The organism is Ferruginibacter profundus (assembly GCF_054783275.1).
Map to the genome: position 1 here is coordinate 407,713 of NZ_BAAGQW010000002.1, position 15,308 is coordinate 423,020.

Below are 15,308 nucleotides of genomic sequence, written 5' to 3' on the forward strand. Positions count from 1 at the left end.
ATAAAAAAATAAATAAAGGCAAAAGTATCTTTGTATTTATGTCTGGCATTGCTACTCATCACCATAACTCTTAACTCTCATGAAGCGTTCTGTAAAAATTTTCTGGCGGCTGTTTCTATGCGGCTTTGCCCTTGTAATCATAATGCTCTTATGCGCCAACTTTGGCCTGTTTGGCAAAATGCCTTCTGTAAGCGAATTAGAGAATCCTGAAGCTGATCTGGCCAGTGAAATATATTCCAGCGATGGTGTATTGATGGGTAAATATTATGCCGAAAACAGAAGCGAAGTAAAATACAATGAAATATCGCCCAACATTATCCATGCCTTAATTGCTACAGAAGATGAACGTTTTTACGATCACTCGGGCATTGATGCACAAGCCTTAGGCAGGGTGGTTTTTACCCTGGGTACGCAAGGCGGCGGCAGCACCATCACACAACAGGTAGCCAAAATGATGCTGGGCCAGGGCAAAGGAAATATCATCAGGCGAAGCATTGATAAATTAAAAGAATGGATTGTTGCAGTAAAACTGGAACGCAATTTTACCAAGGAAGAAATTATAACCCTGTACCTCAACAGGGCGGCATGGGGCAATGTGTATGGCATAAGAAATGCATCGAGAATGTATTATCAGAAAGAACCCAAAGACCTGAAAATTGAAGAGGCGGCGGTATTGGTGGGTATGCTTAAAGGCTATGGCTATAACCCTATTGGCCACCCCGACAGGGCAATGGACAGAAGGAATACTGTAATTAACCAGATGGTGGTTTGCAAAGAAAAATTTTTAACCGAAGCGGAAGCTGCCAAACTAAAAGCCAAGCCCCTTATCACCAATTATAAAAAGATCGATGAGAATGTAGGTATTGCGCCCTACTTCAGGGATGTATTAAAAGACAAATTAAAAGCCTGGTGTGCCACACATAAAAATCCAAAAACAGGCGAACCCTACGACCTTTTAAGAGACGGGTTAAAAATATATACTACCATCGACAGCAGAATGCAGCAATACGCAGAAGAAGCCGTTGTAGAACACATGCCGATAATACAGAGAAAACTGGATGGCATTATGAAAAATAACAGCGACAGAATGTGGAAAGGACATGAAGCTACCATTGAAGCTGCAATGAAATATACTGATCGCTGGAAAAACATGTCCGACGAAGAGATCAAAGACGAAGACATCAAGAAATCTTTTTTTGTGCCTGTAAAAATGAAAGTATTTGCCTGGAATGCCAAAAGAGAAAAAGATACTGTGATGACGCCATATGATTCGATAAAATATCATAAGCAATTATTGCAAACTTCCTTTGCTGCAATGGACCCTAAAACCGGCGAAGTAAAATGCTGGGTAGGCGGTATCGATTATAAGTGGTTTAAGTTTGATCACGTAACCACCAAACGCCAGGTGGGTTCTACTATTAAACCGTTAATTTATTCTTTAGGTGTGCAGGATGCAGGTTATGACGCTACCACTGAAATACCTGGCGGCCCGGTACAATATGGTGGCGAGATGCGTACATTTAAAGGTGGTGGCGGATCAATGGCCAATTGCCTGGCCTTTTCAAAAAATACCGCTTCGGTAAGGATCACCAATCTTGTAGGTGTAAAAAGAGTGGTTGAGTTTGCCGCTACCTGCGGTATCAAATCAAAACTGCCTAATTATACTTCTATTGCTTTAGGAGCTGCCGAAATTCCATTGATTGAAATGCTGCAGGCTTATACCATGTTCCCCAACAGGAGTTTTAATATTGAGCCTATTTTAGTTACCCGTATAGAAGATAAGAGCGGCAACATTTTGCAGGAGTTTGTTCCGGAATCCAAACAGGTTATGAGTGAAGCTTCGGCATTTACAATGGTACAGCTTATGCAGGGGGTGGTAAAATTTGGTACTGCGGCCAGGCTTAACAGTTATAATATACCCGTGGAAAAAGCAGGTAAAACAGGTACTACCGATGCTAACGCTGATGGTTGGTTTATTGGCTACACACCGGAACTACTGGCCGGCACTTGGGTAGGTTGCGAAGATCCGTTTATAAGAATTTACGCCGGTACATCGGGCGGTAACGAATTAGCAGCACCCAAGTGGGGCATATTTATGAGCAAGGTATATGCCGATAAAAAATTAGGCTATGGTAAAATAAAAACGTTTGAAAAACCTGCCGATATGGGTAAGGCCATTTTATCTGGCGATGCCGATTTTGCTGATGCTATAAGGCAGGGCGATAGTACTGTGGATGACAGCAGCCCTGATGCCGGTGATTTTTTTGCACCAGCTACCAACGATAATGTACCCTCTGAAAAAGTGCCGATAGAAAGCCAGATAAAACCTGATACGGGCGCAAATTCTAAAACCAAACCCGGTGATAAAGCTCCTGCAAAAGCAGTTTTACCTCCTTCGATAAAACCTCTTGATGACAAAGACAAGAAATTGCTGAAAAAAGAAAAGGCGAAGAATGATTATGAATAGAAAATAAATACTGCAGTGTAATACATGAATTGTTGTTTTAAATAAAAAGTGGTGCCCTGCTCCATTATGAAAATAATTTACTTCATTTTATGTGTAACTTTTTGTAACGCATTGTGCGCTCAAAACATTTCATTGCAGGATTATTTCCCTTTAAAGAATGGCGTGGTGAATGTTTTTTATATCAGCCATAGTGCCAAAGCTAACATCATTACTCCCCGGTTTGATTCTTCAATATGCAAATCGATCAGGGTTAAAGGGAGAGAAATATTTTATTTTGATGATGCTTTGCATAGTGATGATACCACGATCATTGGTTCCAAATCTTTTTGTGCCGGGGTATTTTATTATAACGATGGCAGTTTTTTATTCTCCCCGCTTTTTTGGAAGTACGAAATAAAAAAAGCCAACCTCGATTATTTTGAAGTTTTGTTTCCAAAATATATTTCCATTGATACAATTTATAAATTTCAGGATGGGGAAGAAAAAAGAAAATACCAATTCACCGGATTTGAAACAGTCACTATCAAAAACAAACGCTTTACCGATTGCCTGAAATTAACCGTTACTCAAAACTGGAAAACCGCACAATACACAGATACCGTTTGGTTTAAAAAAGGTACAGGTGTTGTTAAATGGCTGAGGGGCACCGGAAGGCTTGAGGAAATTAAACTATAACTGCACACTCCTGTTTGTAATTACAATTTTCATTTCCACAATAATCAAATGCCACTGTTTTAGCTCGCATTATTGCAAAAAAAAGCAGGGCTGATATTACTCACCCCTGCTTTCAAAATTATTGTTAAACCCCTATTAATAGTTTCTTGCTTTCATTTCCACCCTGCGGTTTTTAGCACGTCCGGCAGCAGTTTTGTTATCTGCAACAGGTACGTCCTTTCCGTGACCGGCAGCAAATAATTTGCTTTCATCAACGCCTTTGCTTACCAGGTATGCTTTAACAGCAGCGGCCCTGTTTTCGCTTAAGGTTTGATTTTTGTCAGGTTTACCCTGGCTATCTGTATGCCCGTCGATATCTAATTTTAAAGTTTTATCGTCGTTCAATATCTTAACTACATCATTCAAAGATTTGAAAGATTTAGGTAATAATTTAGCGCTTCCGGTAGCAAAGAAAATATTCTTGGCAGCATAGTTGATCTTGTCAATCACAGTTTGTGCAATTACAGGGCAACCGTAATTAGATGCAGGACCTGCTTCGTTAGGACATTTATCTTCTTCATCATTAACACCATCATTGTCCTTATCCGGTACAGGACAACCCTGGTAACGGGCCACCCCTTTTACTGCAGGACATTTATCCTGTTCGTCATTAATACCATCACCATCTGTATCAGGAATAGGGCAACCCTGGTATTTTGCCAAACCAGCCACATCAGGACATTTGTCTTCCGCATCAGCAATACCGTCGCCGTCCCTGTCGGGGCATCCCTGTAAAGAAGCCAGGCCTTTTACATCCGGGCATTTATCTTCAGCATCAATAACACCATCGCCATCCCTGTCTTTAGGTGCTTCCACTACCGGGGGCAATACAACAGGCACTACAACTTCTTTCTTTTTACCAATATTACCGGCAATACCAACACTATGATATAAATGGTAAGCTGCATTTTCAGTAATGGGAATACGGTATTGGGTATTGATCAATAAAAAAGCCTCGTCAAAAAGATTTACCTGTAAACCTAAACCAACAGGTGCAATTGCGGAGTAATACCCTTTGTATTTTGATGCACCAAGGCCACCTGAAATATAAGGGCTTATCCAGTATTTATCGGTAAGCAATTTTACGTTTGCAGAAGCAACGGCTTCCAGCAAAGGATCGTTATTACCTGATAAAACTTTACCGGGCACAGGATAATTTAAAAAAGAAGCTGAAATACCGGTTTCAAAATCAATATGGTTACTTATACCCTGCAGATAGCTAAGGCCAAGGCCTGCGGCCATATTGCCTGTTCTTTTCCATTGCTTGGTTTGCAATACATTGGATAAGCTGGTTGACCGGATACTTGCAGCAGTATTAAAATCATTCAGGAGAAAGTGTATAGCAAGTGCCGGACGTTTTTTGTAATCATTTTGCCCAAAGCTGGTCAGGAACAAGCCTATGGTTAAAAATGACAATAAGATTTTCTTCATATTTATTAGTTTACTTAATTCTGGCAAAAATACCTTCTTACGCTCAAAACGTAAAATAATTTACGCACATAATTGAAAGGAATAGTTTCACCTACAGACTGTTATACGCCGGAAAATGTTGCATTAATCATTCTTTGGAGGCTTTTTACCCAAAACTTCCACCTTAACTCTCGTTAGCCCTGTAGCAGTGTAGCCCAGTTTGGTGGCAGCAGCGCTGGTTAGGTCGATGATCCTTTTCATCCTCGGGTGAAGCCTGTCGTTGGTCTTAACCACCACGGTACGGCCGTTGCGGAGGTTGGTTACTCTTATCCATGTACCTAAAGGCAAAACATTGCAGGCACAGGTGAGTTTGTGCTGGCTGAAAATCTCGCCGGAAGCTGTTTTTCTGCCATTGAATTTATTGGAATAAAAGCTGGCCAGGCCGTAAAGTATGCGTTTGGATTTTGCGGTAGGGATCGCTTTGGCAGGATCGGACCGTTGAGCCAATACAGCCGGCTTTAAAAAGAACAATGCTGCAGCTGTAAACAATACAAGTAAAAACGTTTTATTATTTAAGAATGGTTTCATGCAAGCGCTATTAAATTAGGAAAGGTTAAGCAGTAGCAGATATTTTATTTATCAGCAAAATATTTTTCTCTCAGCACTTTGTCTTCTCCATAAATATCGTCATAAAATTTAATCTTCCCGTCTTTTCCCTCGCAGCTGAAATAACGGATATAGATCGGTATCCTGTTTTTTACATCAATGCGGTGCCTTTCTTTACCTGCAATCCAGTTTTTGATAGAATCGGTATTATAATTCAGGGTTTCCGGATTTGCGATACTCATACTATCGTTACGGGCAATGTAATAAGCCAGCTGTTCCCATTCCTGCACCCGTACACAACCGTGGCTCAGGGCACGGGATGCATTTTTAAAAAGATACCGCTGATTAGTATCGTGTAAATACACTGCGTATGGATTATTAAAATTAAATTTAAAGATACCTAACGCATTATTATCACCGCTATTCTGCATTACTTTGTAAGGTATGCCTTTAGTGTATTTACTCCAGTTAACACTGCCTGCGTCAATGGTTTCGCCCTTGTTGTTCACTAATTTTAAACCAAGCTTTGCAAGATAACCGGGGTTACTTTTTAATTTAGGCAAATATTGTTTTGCTATGATGCTGGTAGGTACTGTCCACGTGGGGTAAGTGACCATATCAGTTATTTCACTATTCAGCAAAGGTGTCCTGGTATCAGGCTTGCCACAGATCACTTTTGATTGCAGTGCTATAGTATCATGATCAATTACCCATAAATAATAACCGGGCAGGTTTACCCAGATGTATTTTTCCGGCATTTTTTCGGGCAACTGCTTATAACGGTCCAGTGTAATCGCAATACGTTTAAATCTTTCAACATCACTGGTATTCATCATCTTTATTATACCAGACGAAATTTTTCCATCGGCTTTGATCCCTTTTTGCTTTTGATATTTTTGTACCGCATTATTTAATTCTGTTGAATCGGGCAGTTTGTTGGTAAAACTTATCGCTCCACTTTCATTTAATCTTTTTTGCAATGTTTTTATAAAGAAAAGAGAATCTTTTGCATCGCCTTTTTTATAGGGATATGTTACATAGGTATAGGTACGCCTGTCCATACTATCCAAAAACCGCCTGATCCCGTTTTTAAGATCCCAATAGCCCTTATTGGATGGCTGCAGAGAATTTAATAAATTGGTGAATTGTTTTTTATCCAGGAGTGTATTCAGATTATTGATAAAAAATTCGTTCACTTTCAGAGAATCTTTATTGATGGTAATACTATCAGGATTCAGCCTTCCATGTTTAAGATCTTTTATGATACGCATAAAGGCATCGGTAAACATAAGATCTGCACGGGTCCATAATGCAGCATCCATTCTCTTTAACGAATCTGTATCCAATTTATTTTTTAGTGATTGCAGGTTTTTAAAATGATAATCTTTAGGAAACAGCCCTTCTTCCTCAGCCCTGGAAATAAATTGAAATAAAGTATCTGCCAAAGGTTGCCAGTTTTCTTTACTGCTCCATACCGGCTGGTAATCTTCTGCAGCATAAAAATCGCCGGTAATAGTGGCAAGATGTAAACGGATGCTGTCATCAACTTTACCATTATTGCCAAGCGCAAATTCAAGCACCGCTTTAATATTTTCACTGGCTTCTTTATCCATTTGTTTAGGATCTGTTACAATTACCTTATTTTTTGGGGCGTCAGCACCGTTGCATGAAATAATGAACAGGCATAAGATGATAATGGTAACTTGCAGATAAGGGTTCCTGGTGTAATGCATATATCGGGGTCAAATAATTTGTAACTTCAAGGGCAGTTTTGTTTTCCGGCGGATTACTCACAAGCGAATATATGAACAAGATAATACATAGGTTTCAATTAAACATAATTTACAGCGTTGTTTTTTTATTAACATCAGTTATTGCAGCTGCACAAACGGTAGCCGGGCCAGATAACGATCCGGTGTTGAATAAATACGGGCTGAGGGTGCTGCATTCCATGAACGAATTAAAAAAAGCTGTTGCAAAAAATGCGAACAATCAAATGCTTGATCTGAAAAAACAAATTCCTTCATTGGTTTTGGATCTGCGTTATGCCGGCACCAACAATTTTACGAAAGAAAAATTATACCCTTCTATCACTACTACGTGGTTGCGTAAACCTGCTGCAGATTCTTTAGTAAAAATTCAACAACAATTAAGAAAAATGGGACTGGGATTAAAAATTTTTGACGCTTACCGCCCCTATTCCGTAACTGAAAAAATGTGGGCACCCGTACAAGACGACCGTTATGCTGCCGACCCTAAAAAAGGCAGTGGGCATAACCGTGGGGTTGCTGTTGACCTTACTCTTATCAATTTAAAAACAAAGAAAGAATTACAAATGGGAACAGGTTTTGATAATTTTACAGATAGTGCCCATCATGCATTTACTAATTTACCCGATGAGATTTTGCAAAACCGCTTGTTGCTAAAAAAAGTAATGGAGCAATATGGTTTTAAGGCACTGGATACAGAATGGTGGCATTACAGTTTACCCGATGCAAAAGATTTTGATTTACTGGATATTAATTTTAAAGAGCTGAACAAAAAAAATAAAATAATAAATAGACAATGAAAGAAAGTTTAATAGAAATTTTTGAAAGAGACCTCAACAGGTTGATCACTGAAATTAATCTGTACAGGGATGAAGATAATTTGTGGATCATAAAAGAAGGCATCAGTAACTCCGGCGGTAATTTAACCCTGCATTTACTGGGCAACCTCAATCACTTTATCGGCGGAGTGCTCGGGCATAGTGGCTATGTACGTTATCGTGATGATGAATTTGCTTTAAAGAATATTCCGAGGGCAGACCTGGTTACGAATATCCAGAATTGCATCTTAGTTGTAAAAGCCACCATACAAAAACTATCCCATGAAGATTTTGAAAAGAATTTTCCGATAGAAGTTTTTGGTAAGCCCTTAACAACAGGTTTTTTGTTATTGCATCTTACCACGCATTTAACGTATCACCTCGGGCAGATCAATTATCACCGAAGATTATTATTAGCTTAACCAGCAATTCTTTTGATGTGATTTTCCAGCATCATAAAATCAGCAATTACTAATGCAGTTACGGCTTCCACAATAACAGGCGCTCTTAATGCTACGCATAGGTCATGCCTGCCTTTGATGGAAAAATCTTCTGTTTGGCCGGTATCCCAGTTTAAACTGTTTTGTATTTTGGGTGTGGATGAGGTAGGCTTTACTGCCAGCCGAAAAACCAATTGATTGCCGTTACTGATACCTCCTACCACGCCGCCGGCATGATTGGTTCTTGTTTTGCCTTCATTATTTTCAATAGCATCATTATGATCGCTGCCAAACATTGTTGCGGCGGCAAAGCCGGTTCCAAATTCCACACCACGCACTGCAGGTATGGCAAATAAAATATGCGACAATACCGATTCCATTGAATCAAAATATGGTTCGCCTAAACCAACCGGTAAACCATCCACCACACATTCCACAATACCGCCAACAGAATCCTTTGCATCAATGCCTTTTTGCAACCCTTTTTCCAGGTCTTTCTCTCCGGCTATTGCTGTTACCTGTGCCGTAATTTGTATCGAGGCCATCAGTTTTTTTGCTATAGCACCTGCTGCAACAATGCCTGTAGTTAAACGGGCACTGAAATGTCCGCCGCCACGATAATCTTCATTGGCACCAAATTTCTGATGTGCCACCCAATCGGCATGGCCAGGTCTTGGAACGCTTCGCTGTTTATTATAATCTTCGCTACGTGTGTTTTTATTTTCAAACAGAATTGTAATAGGGAAACCGGTGGTTTTATTTTCAAAGATGCCGCTCTTAAATATAGGGTAATCTTCCTCCTGCCTGGGTGTAGCACCTTTTTGTTTACCGCCTTTTCTTCTCTCCAGATCAGGCAACAGATCTTCTGCTGTTAATGATAAGCCGGCAGGGCAACCATCAATTGTAATTCCCACGCACTCACCATGCGATTCGCCAAAAATATGTACCCGGAATATGCGGCCAAAAGAATTCATATGTGTGTTTTAGTCATGAAAAGATAATGTCGCATTTAAGAACCGTAAATGTCCGTAAAAATCCGGATAAGACTTTTTAATTGCTTCAGCTTCTTCAATTGTTGTTTGCCCGTTTGCTTTTAATGCGGCTACTGCGCAAGCCATGGCTATTCTATGATCATGTCTTGAATGAACAACAGCACCGGTTAACCCTTTCCCTCCTTTTATCATCATAAGGTCATCCTGCAAGATAATTTCCAATCCCATTTTTGCAAACTCCTCCTGTAAAGTTAATCCCCTGTTACTTTCCTTGTGGGCTAAACGACTTACACCTTCAATAACTGAAGTCCCGTCACAGTAGGCAGCCAGTGCTACCAAAGGAGGAAAAAGATCAGGGCAATCTGTTGCATTAAAATGAAAAGGTTTACACTTTCCTACAACCGGAAGATTAACTTCAATCTGCTTTTCCTCTATAGAAATATTGGAACCGCAATCTATTAATGCCTTTAAAATAGCTTTATCTGCTTGTGTTGAAAAAACATCTAAACCTCGTACCCTTATCTTTCCTGCAACCGCTCCTGCTACCAATAAAAAAGCGCCTCCACTCCAATCACCTTCGATGGTATATTCAACAGGTTCGGAGTTTTTCGATAATGCCTGGGGAGAAAGCCTGGGGCTTATAAGGAAAGATTCGTAATTGTTATTTTGAACTTCATACCCAAAATGTTGCATCACCTTTAAAGTAAGATCGATATAAGGCTTACTCTTTAAATTGGTAACGGTTATGGTTACCTGTTCAGTTGCTGCTTTTGCAAAAGCCATTAATAGACCAGTTAAAAACTGCGAACTCAACGATCCGTCAATCGTAATGTTTTTAGGTTGTAAAGGGCCCTGTATGCGTAATGGCAACATCCCTTTATTCGACGATACTGTAACTCCTAATTGCGGTAGTATTTCATCAAAAAAATCCATCGGCCGTTTCAACAAGCTTCCTGTTCCTGTAATTGTAATTGGCTGATCACTTAATGCAGCTATTGGTGTAAACATACGAATAGATAAACCGCTTTCACCGCAATTGAGCGTACCAATTTCTTTTTGAGGAAAACCCTCGCTATTTATTAACAACCCGTTGTTTTCGGCAGGCAAAAAGATAGCCCCAAGTCGCAATACAATATCCAATGCAGCCTTGTCATCATTACTTTCACCGGGATTATGAATTACTGTATCACCGCCATATAATAAGGCTGCTGCACAAGCTCTTTGCATCGAACTTTTGCTGGTAGGAGCTAATATAACTCCATCTATTTCTGAAGGCTGTATGGTAACTTTCACTATAAAATTTCTTTTAAATGCTTGTGTAATTCATCCAGTTGTATTGGTTTAATTACCGCTTCGCCGATTTTATTTAAGAGAATAAAATTGATTTCATTTTTGCTGCGTTTTTTATCCATCTTCAGCACATCAAATACTTTTTCGTATTCGGTTTCCACATCAACCGGTAAGTGGTATTTAGACAGCAGTTTTACAATACGAATGGCTTCTTCAAAATGAAATCCGTTGATCTGTTCAGCTAAATTACATGCCGCTACCATGCCAATACTTACAGCATGACCATGCAGCAAATGATGCAGGTTCTCAATAGCATGGCCAATAGTATGACCAAAGTTCAGCAACTTTCTGTCGCCCTGTTCAAACTCATCTTCAACCACAACAGCTGTTTTAATTTTCACATTGCGCTCTATCAGTTCTGCAAGCAAAGTAGTATCCGTGGTAAAATCGTGCAAGGTGAACTTTTCTAAAGTGGAAAATAACACTGCATCTTTTATACAGGCATGTTTTATAACTTCTGCAAAACCATTGATCCATTGTTCGTAAGGCAAAGTTTGCAGCAGCGAATAATCAAACAATAAAAATTCCGGTTGTTTGATCATACCCACCAGGTTTTTATACACACCAACATCTACCCCGTTCTTTCCGCCGATCGATGCATCTACCATCGACAAAATTGTAGTAGGTACAAAGCCAAACTTCAATCCCCTCATGTATACGCTGGCAGCATAGCCCGTAATATCTGTAACCACACCGCCACCCACACCTACAATAAAAGTTTTACGGTCGGCTTCCATTGCAATTAGCTCCTGGATAATAATATCAACCGTTGATTGCTGCTTATGTTCTTCCCCCGCTTTTATTACAATGGTTTTCCAGCCTTCAAACTTTTCTTGTTGCAACTGAAAAACATTTTCATCTGTTATCAGAATAGTATTTTCCTTTGGAGTTATTTGCTCCAGGTAAGAAAAATCAGCATCAAAATAATAAGCTACTTTCTTTTCAGAAAACTGGTATTCAACTTTGGTCATACAAAATCTGTGTTAATCTGTTTAACCTGCCTGCCGGCAGGCAGGTCCGTGGCAAAATCAACTATTCATAATATTATTCTGATGATTGATACTTTCCAGGTGTATCGCATCATAATACTTGGTGATAAACTCTTTACTTAAACCCAACTTTTCGCCCTTGGTGTAAGCCTTTTCCAGGATTTCGTTCCAGCGATTGGTTTGCAAAATAGTAATATTATTATTCTTTTTGTACTCGCCTATCTTATCTGCAATTTTCATACGCTGTCCGAGTATGGTCATTAATTCGTCATCCAAATGATTGATTTGTTCACGTAGTGTAGCCAATGCTGTTATAAACTCCTTTGCATCGGTATTTTCATGACGCCAAACTAAGGCATCTAACATTTCTGCAAATTTCTCCGGGGTAATTTGTTGCTTGGCATCACTCCACGCATTATCAGGATCAATGTGGCTTTCCAGCATGATACCATCAAAATCAAGATCGATACTTTTTTGTGCTACAGATTGCAGTAAAGTTCTGTTGCCACAAATATGAGACGGATCGCAGATCAATGGCATCTCGGGAAAACGACGTTTCATTTCAATAGGTAAATGCCACATCGGTGCATTACGGAATTCGGTATTACCGTAAGAGGCAAACCCACGATGGATCATACCTACCTGCTTAACCCCTACTTTCTGCAAACGTTCAATAGCGCCTGTCCATAATTCCAGGTCAGCGTTAATAGGATTTTTTATCAGCACCGGGATATCAACCCCACGTAATGCATCAGCTACTTCCTGCACACTAAACGGATTTACCGTTGTTCTGGCGCCAATCCATAACATATCCACATCAAATTGTAATGCATCCTGCACATGTTTAGCAGTGGCTACTTCCACAGTAATAGGTAAGCCCGTAACTTTTTTTGCACTGGCCAACCATGGTAACCCTTTGGTACCAATACCTTCAAATAATCCCGGTTTGGTACGTGGCTTCCAGATGCCTGCACGTAATACATCAATTTTACCTGTTTTGGCAAGACGGGTTGCTGTTTCCATTACCTGCTCTTCTGTTTCGGCACTGCATGGGCCGCTGATGATCAACGGTCGTTTGTTCCATTTGGTTTGCATTAAATCTTTCATCGATTGAGTTGCTGTTTGCATGATTGAATTATTAATTTTTTTGTTAGCGTATTATGCGTCTTGTTTAGTTTTATTTTTTTGTTGCGCCAGTTTCCATTCTTCGGCGGTCATTTCAAATTTGGTTTCTCCTTTTCCATACAGCCCCACGGTTCGCCATCCCTGCAAAGCATAAAATTTCTCTGCTCTGGTGTTGGGTCCTGTACTTAACCAGACCTTTTCTTTTTGCTGATCAAAATACCAGTTCAGCATGGTATCGTGTAAAGTTTTACCAATACCATTCTTTTCAAAATCAGGATGTACAAATAATGCCCAGATATTATTGTCAATTAAATCAGCAATGGCAAACCCAATAATTGTACCATCCTTTTCACAAACCCAGCCTTTTCCTCTTAAGGTTAAATATTCCACGCAATCCTTATCGGTCACCAAACCGGGATTGCTCAAAACATTTTCTTTTACAGCATTTCTTACTACCTGTATTTGTTTAATGTCGCTTGTTAGTGCTTCTCTGAAAATCATACCTCTTTTTATACCTGGAAGCTCCAGCTTCCGGCCCTTAAATTAATTATTGGAAGCTGGAGCTTCCAGGCATACATCACTTCAAAATCCTTTTGATCTTATTTGCGTTCTCCATCAATTCAATCAGATATTCTATATTCTCTTTTTCAAGGCTGGCTTTAAATTTTCTTAACTGCGAAATGTGTTCGTTTAAAACATCCAGCACATTTTCCCTGTTCTGCATAAAAATGGGTGCCCACATGGCCGAATTACTTTTTGCCAAACGCACGGTGCTTTCAAAACCACCACCCGCCATTTCAAAGATGGCATCTTCTTCTTTTTCTTTTTCCAATACGGTATTAGCTAATGCAAAAGACGTAATGTGTGAAATATGACTTACATAGGCAGCATGTACATCGTGGTTGGCTGCATCCATGTAAATGATATGCATGCCTAAAGCTTTGTAAATATTTTCTGTTGTATCCAAAGCAACAGTATCCGTTTTTTCTTTTTCGCATATTACACAGGCCCTTCCTGCAAAAGCCCCTCTCACTGCTGCTTCCGGGCCGCTGTATTCGGTACCCCACATGGGATGCGTTGCTACAAACTGTTTCCGCATCGGGTGATCTTTCAATGCATCACACAAAGCAAATTTGGTAGAGCCTGCGTCCACTACAATTTGTTTATCGTTCACCAGGTCCATTATCTGCTGCATTACCGGTATGGTAGCATCTACAGGTATGGAAACATAAATAAGATCACTTTGCTTTACGGCTTCTTCCAGTGGCAATGCCTCATCAATAATACCCAGCTCAATTGCTTTTGCAATGCTGGCAGCTGATCTGCCTACACCAATTATTTTGCGGGCAATGCCTTTTTCCTTCAATGCCAATGCCATTGAACCTCCTATCAAACCAACACCAACAATTGTAACCACCATAACTTTTATTATTAATTCCTGATTCTTTTTATTGCAGCTTCAATATTTTCTTCTTTGCAACATAAACTTACCCTTACATATTTATCTCCGGCATTACCAAAAATACCGCCTGGCGTAATAAACACATTAGAGTCATACAATACTTTATCGCTTAAGGCATAACCATCTTTATAATTTGCAGGAATAGCTGCCCACACAAACATACCGGCCTGGTCTTTTGAATAGGTGCATTCCAGTAAATCCAGTAATTCAAATACTTTCTCTCTTCTTGCCTTATAAATAGCATTGATGGAGTCGTGCCAGTCTTTCTCTAAGGTTAATGCTTTTGCTGCAGCTAATTGCAAGGGCAAAAACATACCGCTATCCATATTGCTTTTAAAACGCAATACATCATCTATCTTTTCTTTAGCGCCACATAAAACACCAATCCTCCATCCTGCCATATTATGTGATTTACTTAAAGAGTTTAATTCGATCACACAATCTTTTGCCCCGGCAACACTTAGCATACTCATTGGCGAATCATTCAAAATAAAACTGTAAGGATTATCATGAACGATAAGGATATTATATTTTTTTGCAAAGGTGATCAGTTGCTCAAACATTGCTGTTGTGGGCAATTCGCCTGTTGGCATGTGTGGATAATTCACAAACATTATTTTTACCCTCTTTACGTACAAATTATTTTCTATCTCCTTAAAATCGGGCAACCAGTTATTTTCTTTGGTGAGATTATACTCCATGCACTTTCCTCCTGCAATGGTTGCCGCACTTTTGTAAGTAGGATAACCCGGGTTAGGAATTAAAACAAAATCACCTTCATTCAAATAGGTCATACAGATATGCATGATACCTTCTTTACTTCCTATCAGCGGCAATATTTCTGTATCCGCATTCAAATCAACATTATACCATTTTTTATACCAGGCGGCAATGGCGTTTCTTAAAACGGGACTGCCCTTGTAACTCTGGTAAGCATGTGTATTTGGTTTTGCACTTTCTTCCTGCAATACTTTTATTACATCGGGGTGTGGTGGCAAATCAGGACTACCAATTCCTAAACTGATCACATTTTTACCGTCTTTATTCATTGCATCAATCTCTCTCAGTTTCTGAGAAAAATAATATTCGCCAATGCCTTCTAATCTTTTTGCTGTTTCCATATATTTTTTTATTACACTATTTTTTTCGAACCTGCCTGTCGGCTA

14 protein-coding genes are annotated in these 15,308 nt (G+C 39.6%); 4 read left to right on the forward strand and 10 right to left on the reverse strand.

Annotation, left to right across the window (positions count from 1 at the left end; translation table 11 throughout):
• Window positions 1-79 precede the first annotated feature (79 nt).
• Both ACYVM0_RS11945 and ACYVM0_RS11950 read left to right on the forward strand, forming a co-directional pair.
• Window positions 80-2,467: a transglycosylase domain-containing protein gene (locus ACYVM0_RS11945; protein WP_460557313.1), complete on the forward strand. Its 2,388-nt coding sequence runs from the start codon at window positions 80-82 to the stop codon at window positions 2,465-2,467.
• A gap of 132 nt (window positions 2,468-2,599) precedes the next feature.
• Window positions 2,600-3,142: a hypothetical protein gene (locus ACYVM0_RS11950; protein ID WP_460557315.1), complete on the forward strand. Its 543-nt coding sequence runs from the start codon at window positions 2,600-2,602 to the stop codon at window positions 3,140-3,142.
• A 135-nt stretch (window positions 3,143-3,277) separates the two neighbouring features.
• On the opposite strand, the gene ACYVM0_RS11955 is transcribed toward ACYVM0_RS11950, so the two are convergent.
• From ACYVM0_RS11955 to ACYVM0_RS11965, 3 genes are all read right to left on the reverse strand, one after another.
• On the reverse strand, window positions 3,278-4,612 hold the full coding sequence (locus tag ACYVM0_RS11955; protein ID WP_460557317.1) for an OmpA family protein: 1,335 nt from the start codon (window positions 4,610-4,612) through the stop codon (window positions 3,278-3,280).
• 123 nt (window positions 4,613-4,735) lie between these two features.
• Entirely contained in the window at window positions 4,736-5,179 is a 444-nt protein-coding gene (locus ACYVM0_RS11960; protein WP_460557319.1) for a septal ring lytic transglycosylase RlpA family protein, read from the reverse strand.
• A gap of 44 nt (window positions 5,180-5,223) precedes the next feature.
• The gene (locus ACYVM0_RS11965) at window positions 5,224-6,810 is read right to left on the reverse strand and encodes a L,D-transpeptidase family protein (protein ID WP_460557321.1); all 1,587 of its coding nucleotides are present in this window, start codon (window positions 6,808-6,810) and stop codon (window positions 5,224-5,226) included.
• A gap of 191 nt (window positions 6,811-7,001) precedes the next feature.
• On the opposite strand from ACYVM0_RS11965, the gene ACYVM0_RS11970 reads away from it, so the two are divergent.
• Both ACYVM0_RS11970 and ACYVM0_RS11975 read left to right on the forward strand, forming a co-directional pair.
• On the forward strand, window positions 7,002-7,766 hold the full coding sequence (locus ACYVM0_RS11970; protein WP_460557323.1) for a M15 family metallopeptidase: 765 nt from the start codon (window positions 7,002-7,004) through the stop codon (window positions 7,764-7,766).
• Window positions 7,763-8,206: a DUF1572 family protein gene (locus ACYVM0_RS11975; protein ID WP_460557325.1), complete on the forward strand. Its 444-nt coding sequence runs from the start codon at window positions 7,763-7,765 to the stop codon at window positions 8,204-8,206. Before ACYVM0_RS11970 ends, ACYVM0_RS11975 begins: the two co-directional genes overlap by 4 nt.
• Here ACYVM0_RS11975 and ACYVM0_RS11980 read toward each other — a convergent pair.
• The 7 genes from ACYVM0_RS11980 to ACYVM0_RS12010 all read right to left on the reverse strand — a co-directional run bounded on the left by ACYVM0_RS11980 (window position 8,203) and on the right by ACYVM0_RS12010 (window position 15,263).
• Window positions 8,203-9,198: a chorismate synthase gene (locus tag ACYVM0_RS11980; RefSeq protein WP_460557327.1), complete on the reverse strand. Its 996-nt coding sequence runs from the start codon at window positions 9,196-9,198 to the stop codon at window positions 8,203-8,205. The genes ACYVM0_RS11975 and ACYVM0_RS11980 overlap by 4 nt on opposite strands.
• Before the next feature lie 9 nt (window positions 9,199-9,207).
• Entirely contained in the window at window positions 9,208-10,509 is a 1,302-nt protein-coding gene (gene aroA, locus ACYVM0_RS11985; protein ID WP_460557329.1) for a 3-phosphoshikimate 1-carboxyvinyltransferase, read from the reverse strand.
• Window positions 10,509-11,537, reverse strand: a complete 1,029-nt coding sequence (aroB, locus tag ACYVM0_RS11990) for a 3-dehydroquinate synthase (RefSeq protein WP_460557331.1) — start codon at window positions 11,535-11,537, stop codon at window positions 10,509-10,511. The genes aroA and aroB overlap by 1 nt, the downstream gene beginning before the upstream one ends.
• A gap of 57 nt (window positions 11,538-11,594) precedes the next feature.
• Entirely contained in the window at window positions 11,595-12,683 is a 1,089-nt protein-coding gene (locus ACYVM0_RS11995) for a chorismate mutase (protein WP_460557333.1), read from the reverse strand.
• Window positions 12,684-12,713: 30 nt separating this feature from the next.
• On the reverse strand, window positions 12,714-13,181 hold the full coding sequence (locus ACYVM0_RS12000) for a GNAT family N-acetyltransferase (RefSeq protein WP_460557335.1): 468 nt from the start codon (window positions 13,179-13,181) through the stop codon (window positions 12,714-12,716).
• A 76-nt stretch (window positions 13,182-13,257) separates the two neighbouring features.
• Window positions 13,258-14,100 (reverse strand): Rossmann-fold NAD(P)-binding domain-containing protein, encoded by an 843-nt coding sequence (locus tag ACYVM0_RS12005; RefSeq protein WP_460557337.1) that lies wholly within the window; start codon window positions 14,098-14,100, stop codon window positions 13,258-13,260.
• Between the two features lie 11 nt (window positions 14,101-14,111).
• On the reverse strand, window positions 14,112-15,263 hold the full coding sequence (locus ACYVM0_RS12010; protein ID WP_460557339.1) for a pyridoxal phosphate-dependent aminotransferase: 1,152 nt from the start codon (window positions 15,261-15,263) through the stop codon (window positions 14,112-14,114).
• Between the last annotated feature and the right edge of the window lie 45 nt (window positions 15,264-15,308).

What these genes read in the sequence shown, in the direction of transcription:
- ACYVM0_RS12005 (WP_460557337.1), bottom strand. Translation starts at nt 14,100, where the DNA reads ATGGTGGTTACAATTGTTGGTGTTGGTTTGATAGGAGGTTCAATGGCA.
- ACYVM0_RS11960 (WP_460557319.1), bottom strand. Translation starts at nt 5,179, where the DNA reads ATGAAACCATTCTTAAATAATAAAACGTTTTTACTTGTATTGTTTACA.
- ACYVM0_RS11980 (WP_460557327.1), bottom strand. Translation starts at nt 9,198, where the DNA reads ATGAATTCTTTTGGCCGCATATTCCGGGTACATATTTTTGGCGAATCG.
- ACYVM0_RS11995 (WP_460557333.1), bottom strand. Translation starts at nt 12,683, where the DNA reads ATGCAAACAGCAACTCAATCGATGAAAGATTTAATGCAAACCAAATGG.
- aroB (WP_460557331.1), bottom strand. Translation starts at nt 11,537, where the DNA reads ATGACCAAAGTTGAATACCAGTTTTCTGAAAAGAAAGTAGCTTATTAT.
- ACYVM0_RS11955 (WP_460557317.1), bottom strand. Translation starts at nt 4,612, where the DNA reads ATGAAGAAAATCTTATTGTCATTTTTAACCATAGGCTTGTTCCTGACC.
- ACYVM0_RS11965 (WP_460557321.1), bottom strand. Translation starts at nt 6,810, where the DNA reads ATGGATAAAGAAGCCAGTGAAAATATTAAAGCGGTGCTTGAATTTGCG.
- ACYVM0_RS12000 (WP_460557335.1), bottom strand. Translation starts at nt 13,181, where the DNA reads ATGATTTTCAGAGAAGCACTAACAAGCGACATTAAACAAATACAGGTA.
- ACYVM0_RS11970 (WP_460557323.1), top strand. Translation starts at nt 7,002, where the DNA reads ATGAACAAGATAATACATAGGTTTCAATTAAACATAATTTACAGCGTT.
- ACYVM0_RS11945 (WP_460557313.1), top strand. Translation starts at nt 80, where the DNA reads ATGAAGCGTTCTGTAAAAATTTTCTGGCGGCTGTTTCTATGCGGCTTT.
- ACYVM0_RS11975 (WP_460557325.1), top strand. Translation starts at nt 7,763, where the DNA reads ATGAAAGAAAGTTTAATAGAAATTTTTGAAAGAGACCTCAACAGGTTG.
- ACYVM0_RS12010 (WP_460557339.1), bottom strand. Translation starts at nt 15,263, where the DNA reads ATGGAAACAGCAAAAAGATTAGAAGGCATTGGCGAATATTATTTTTCT.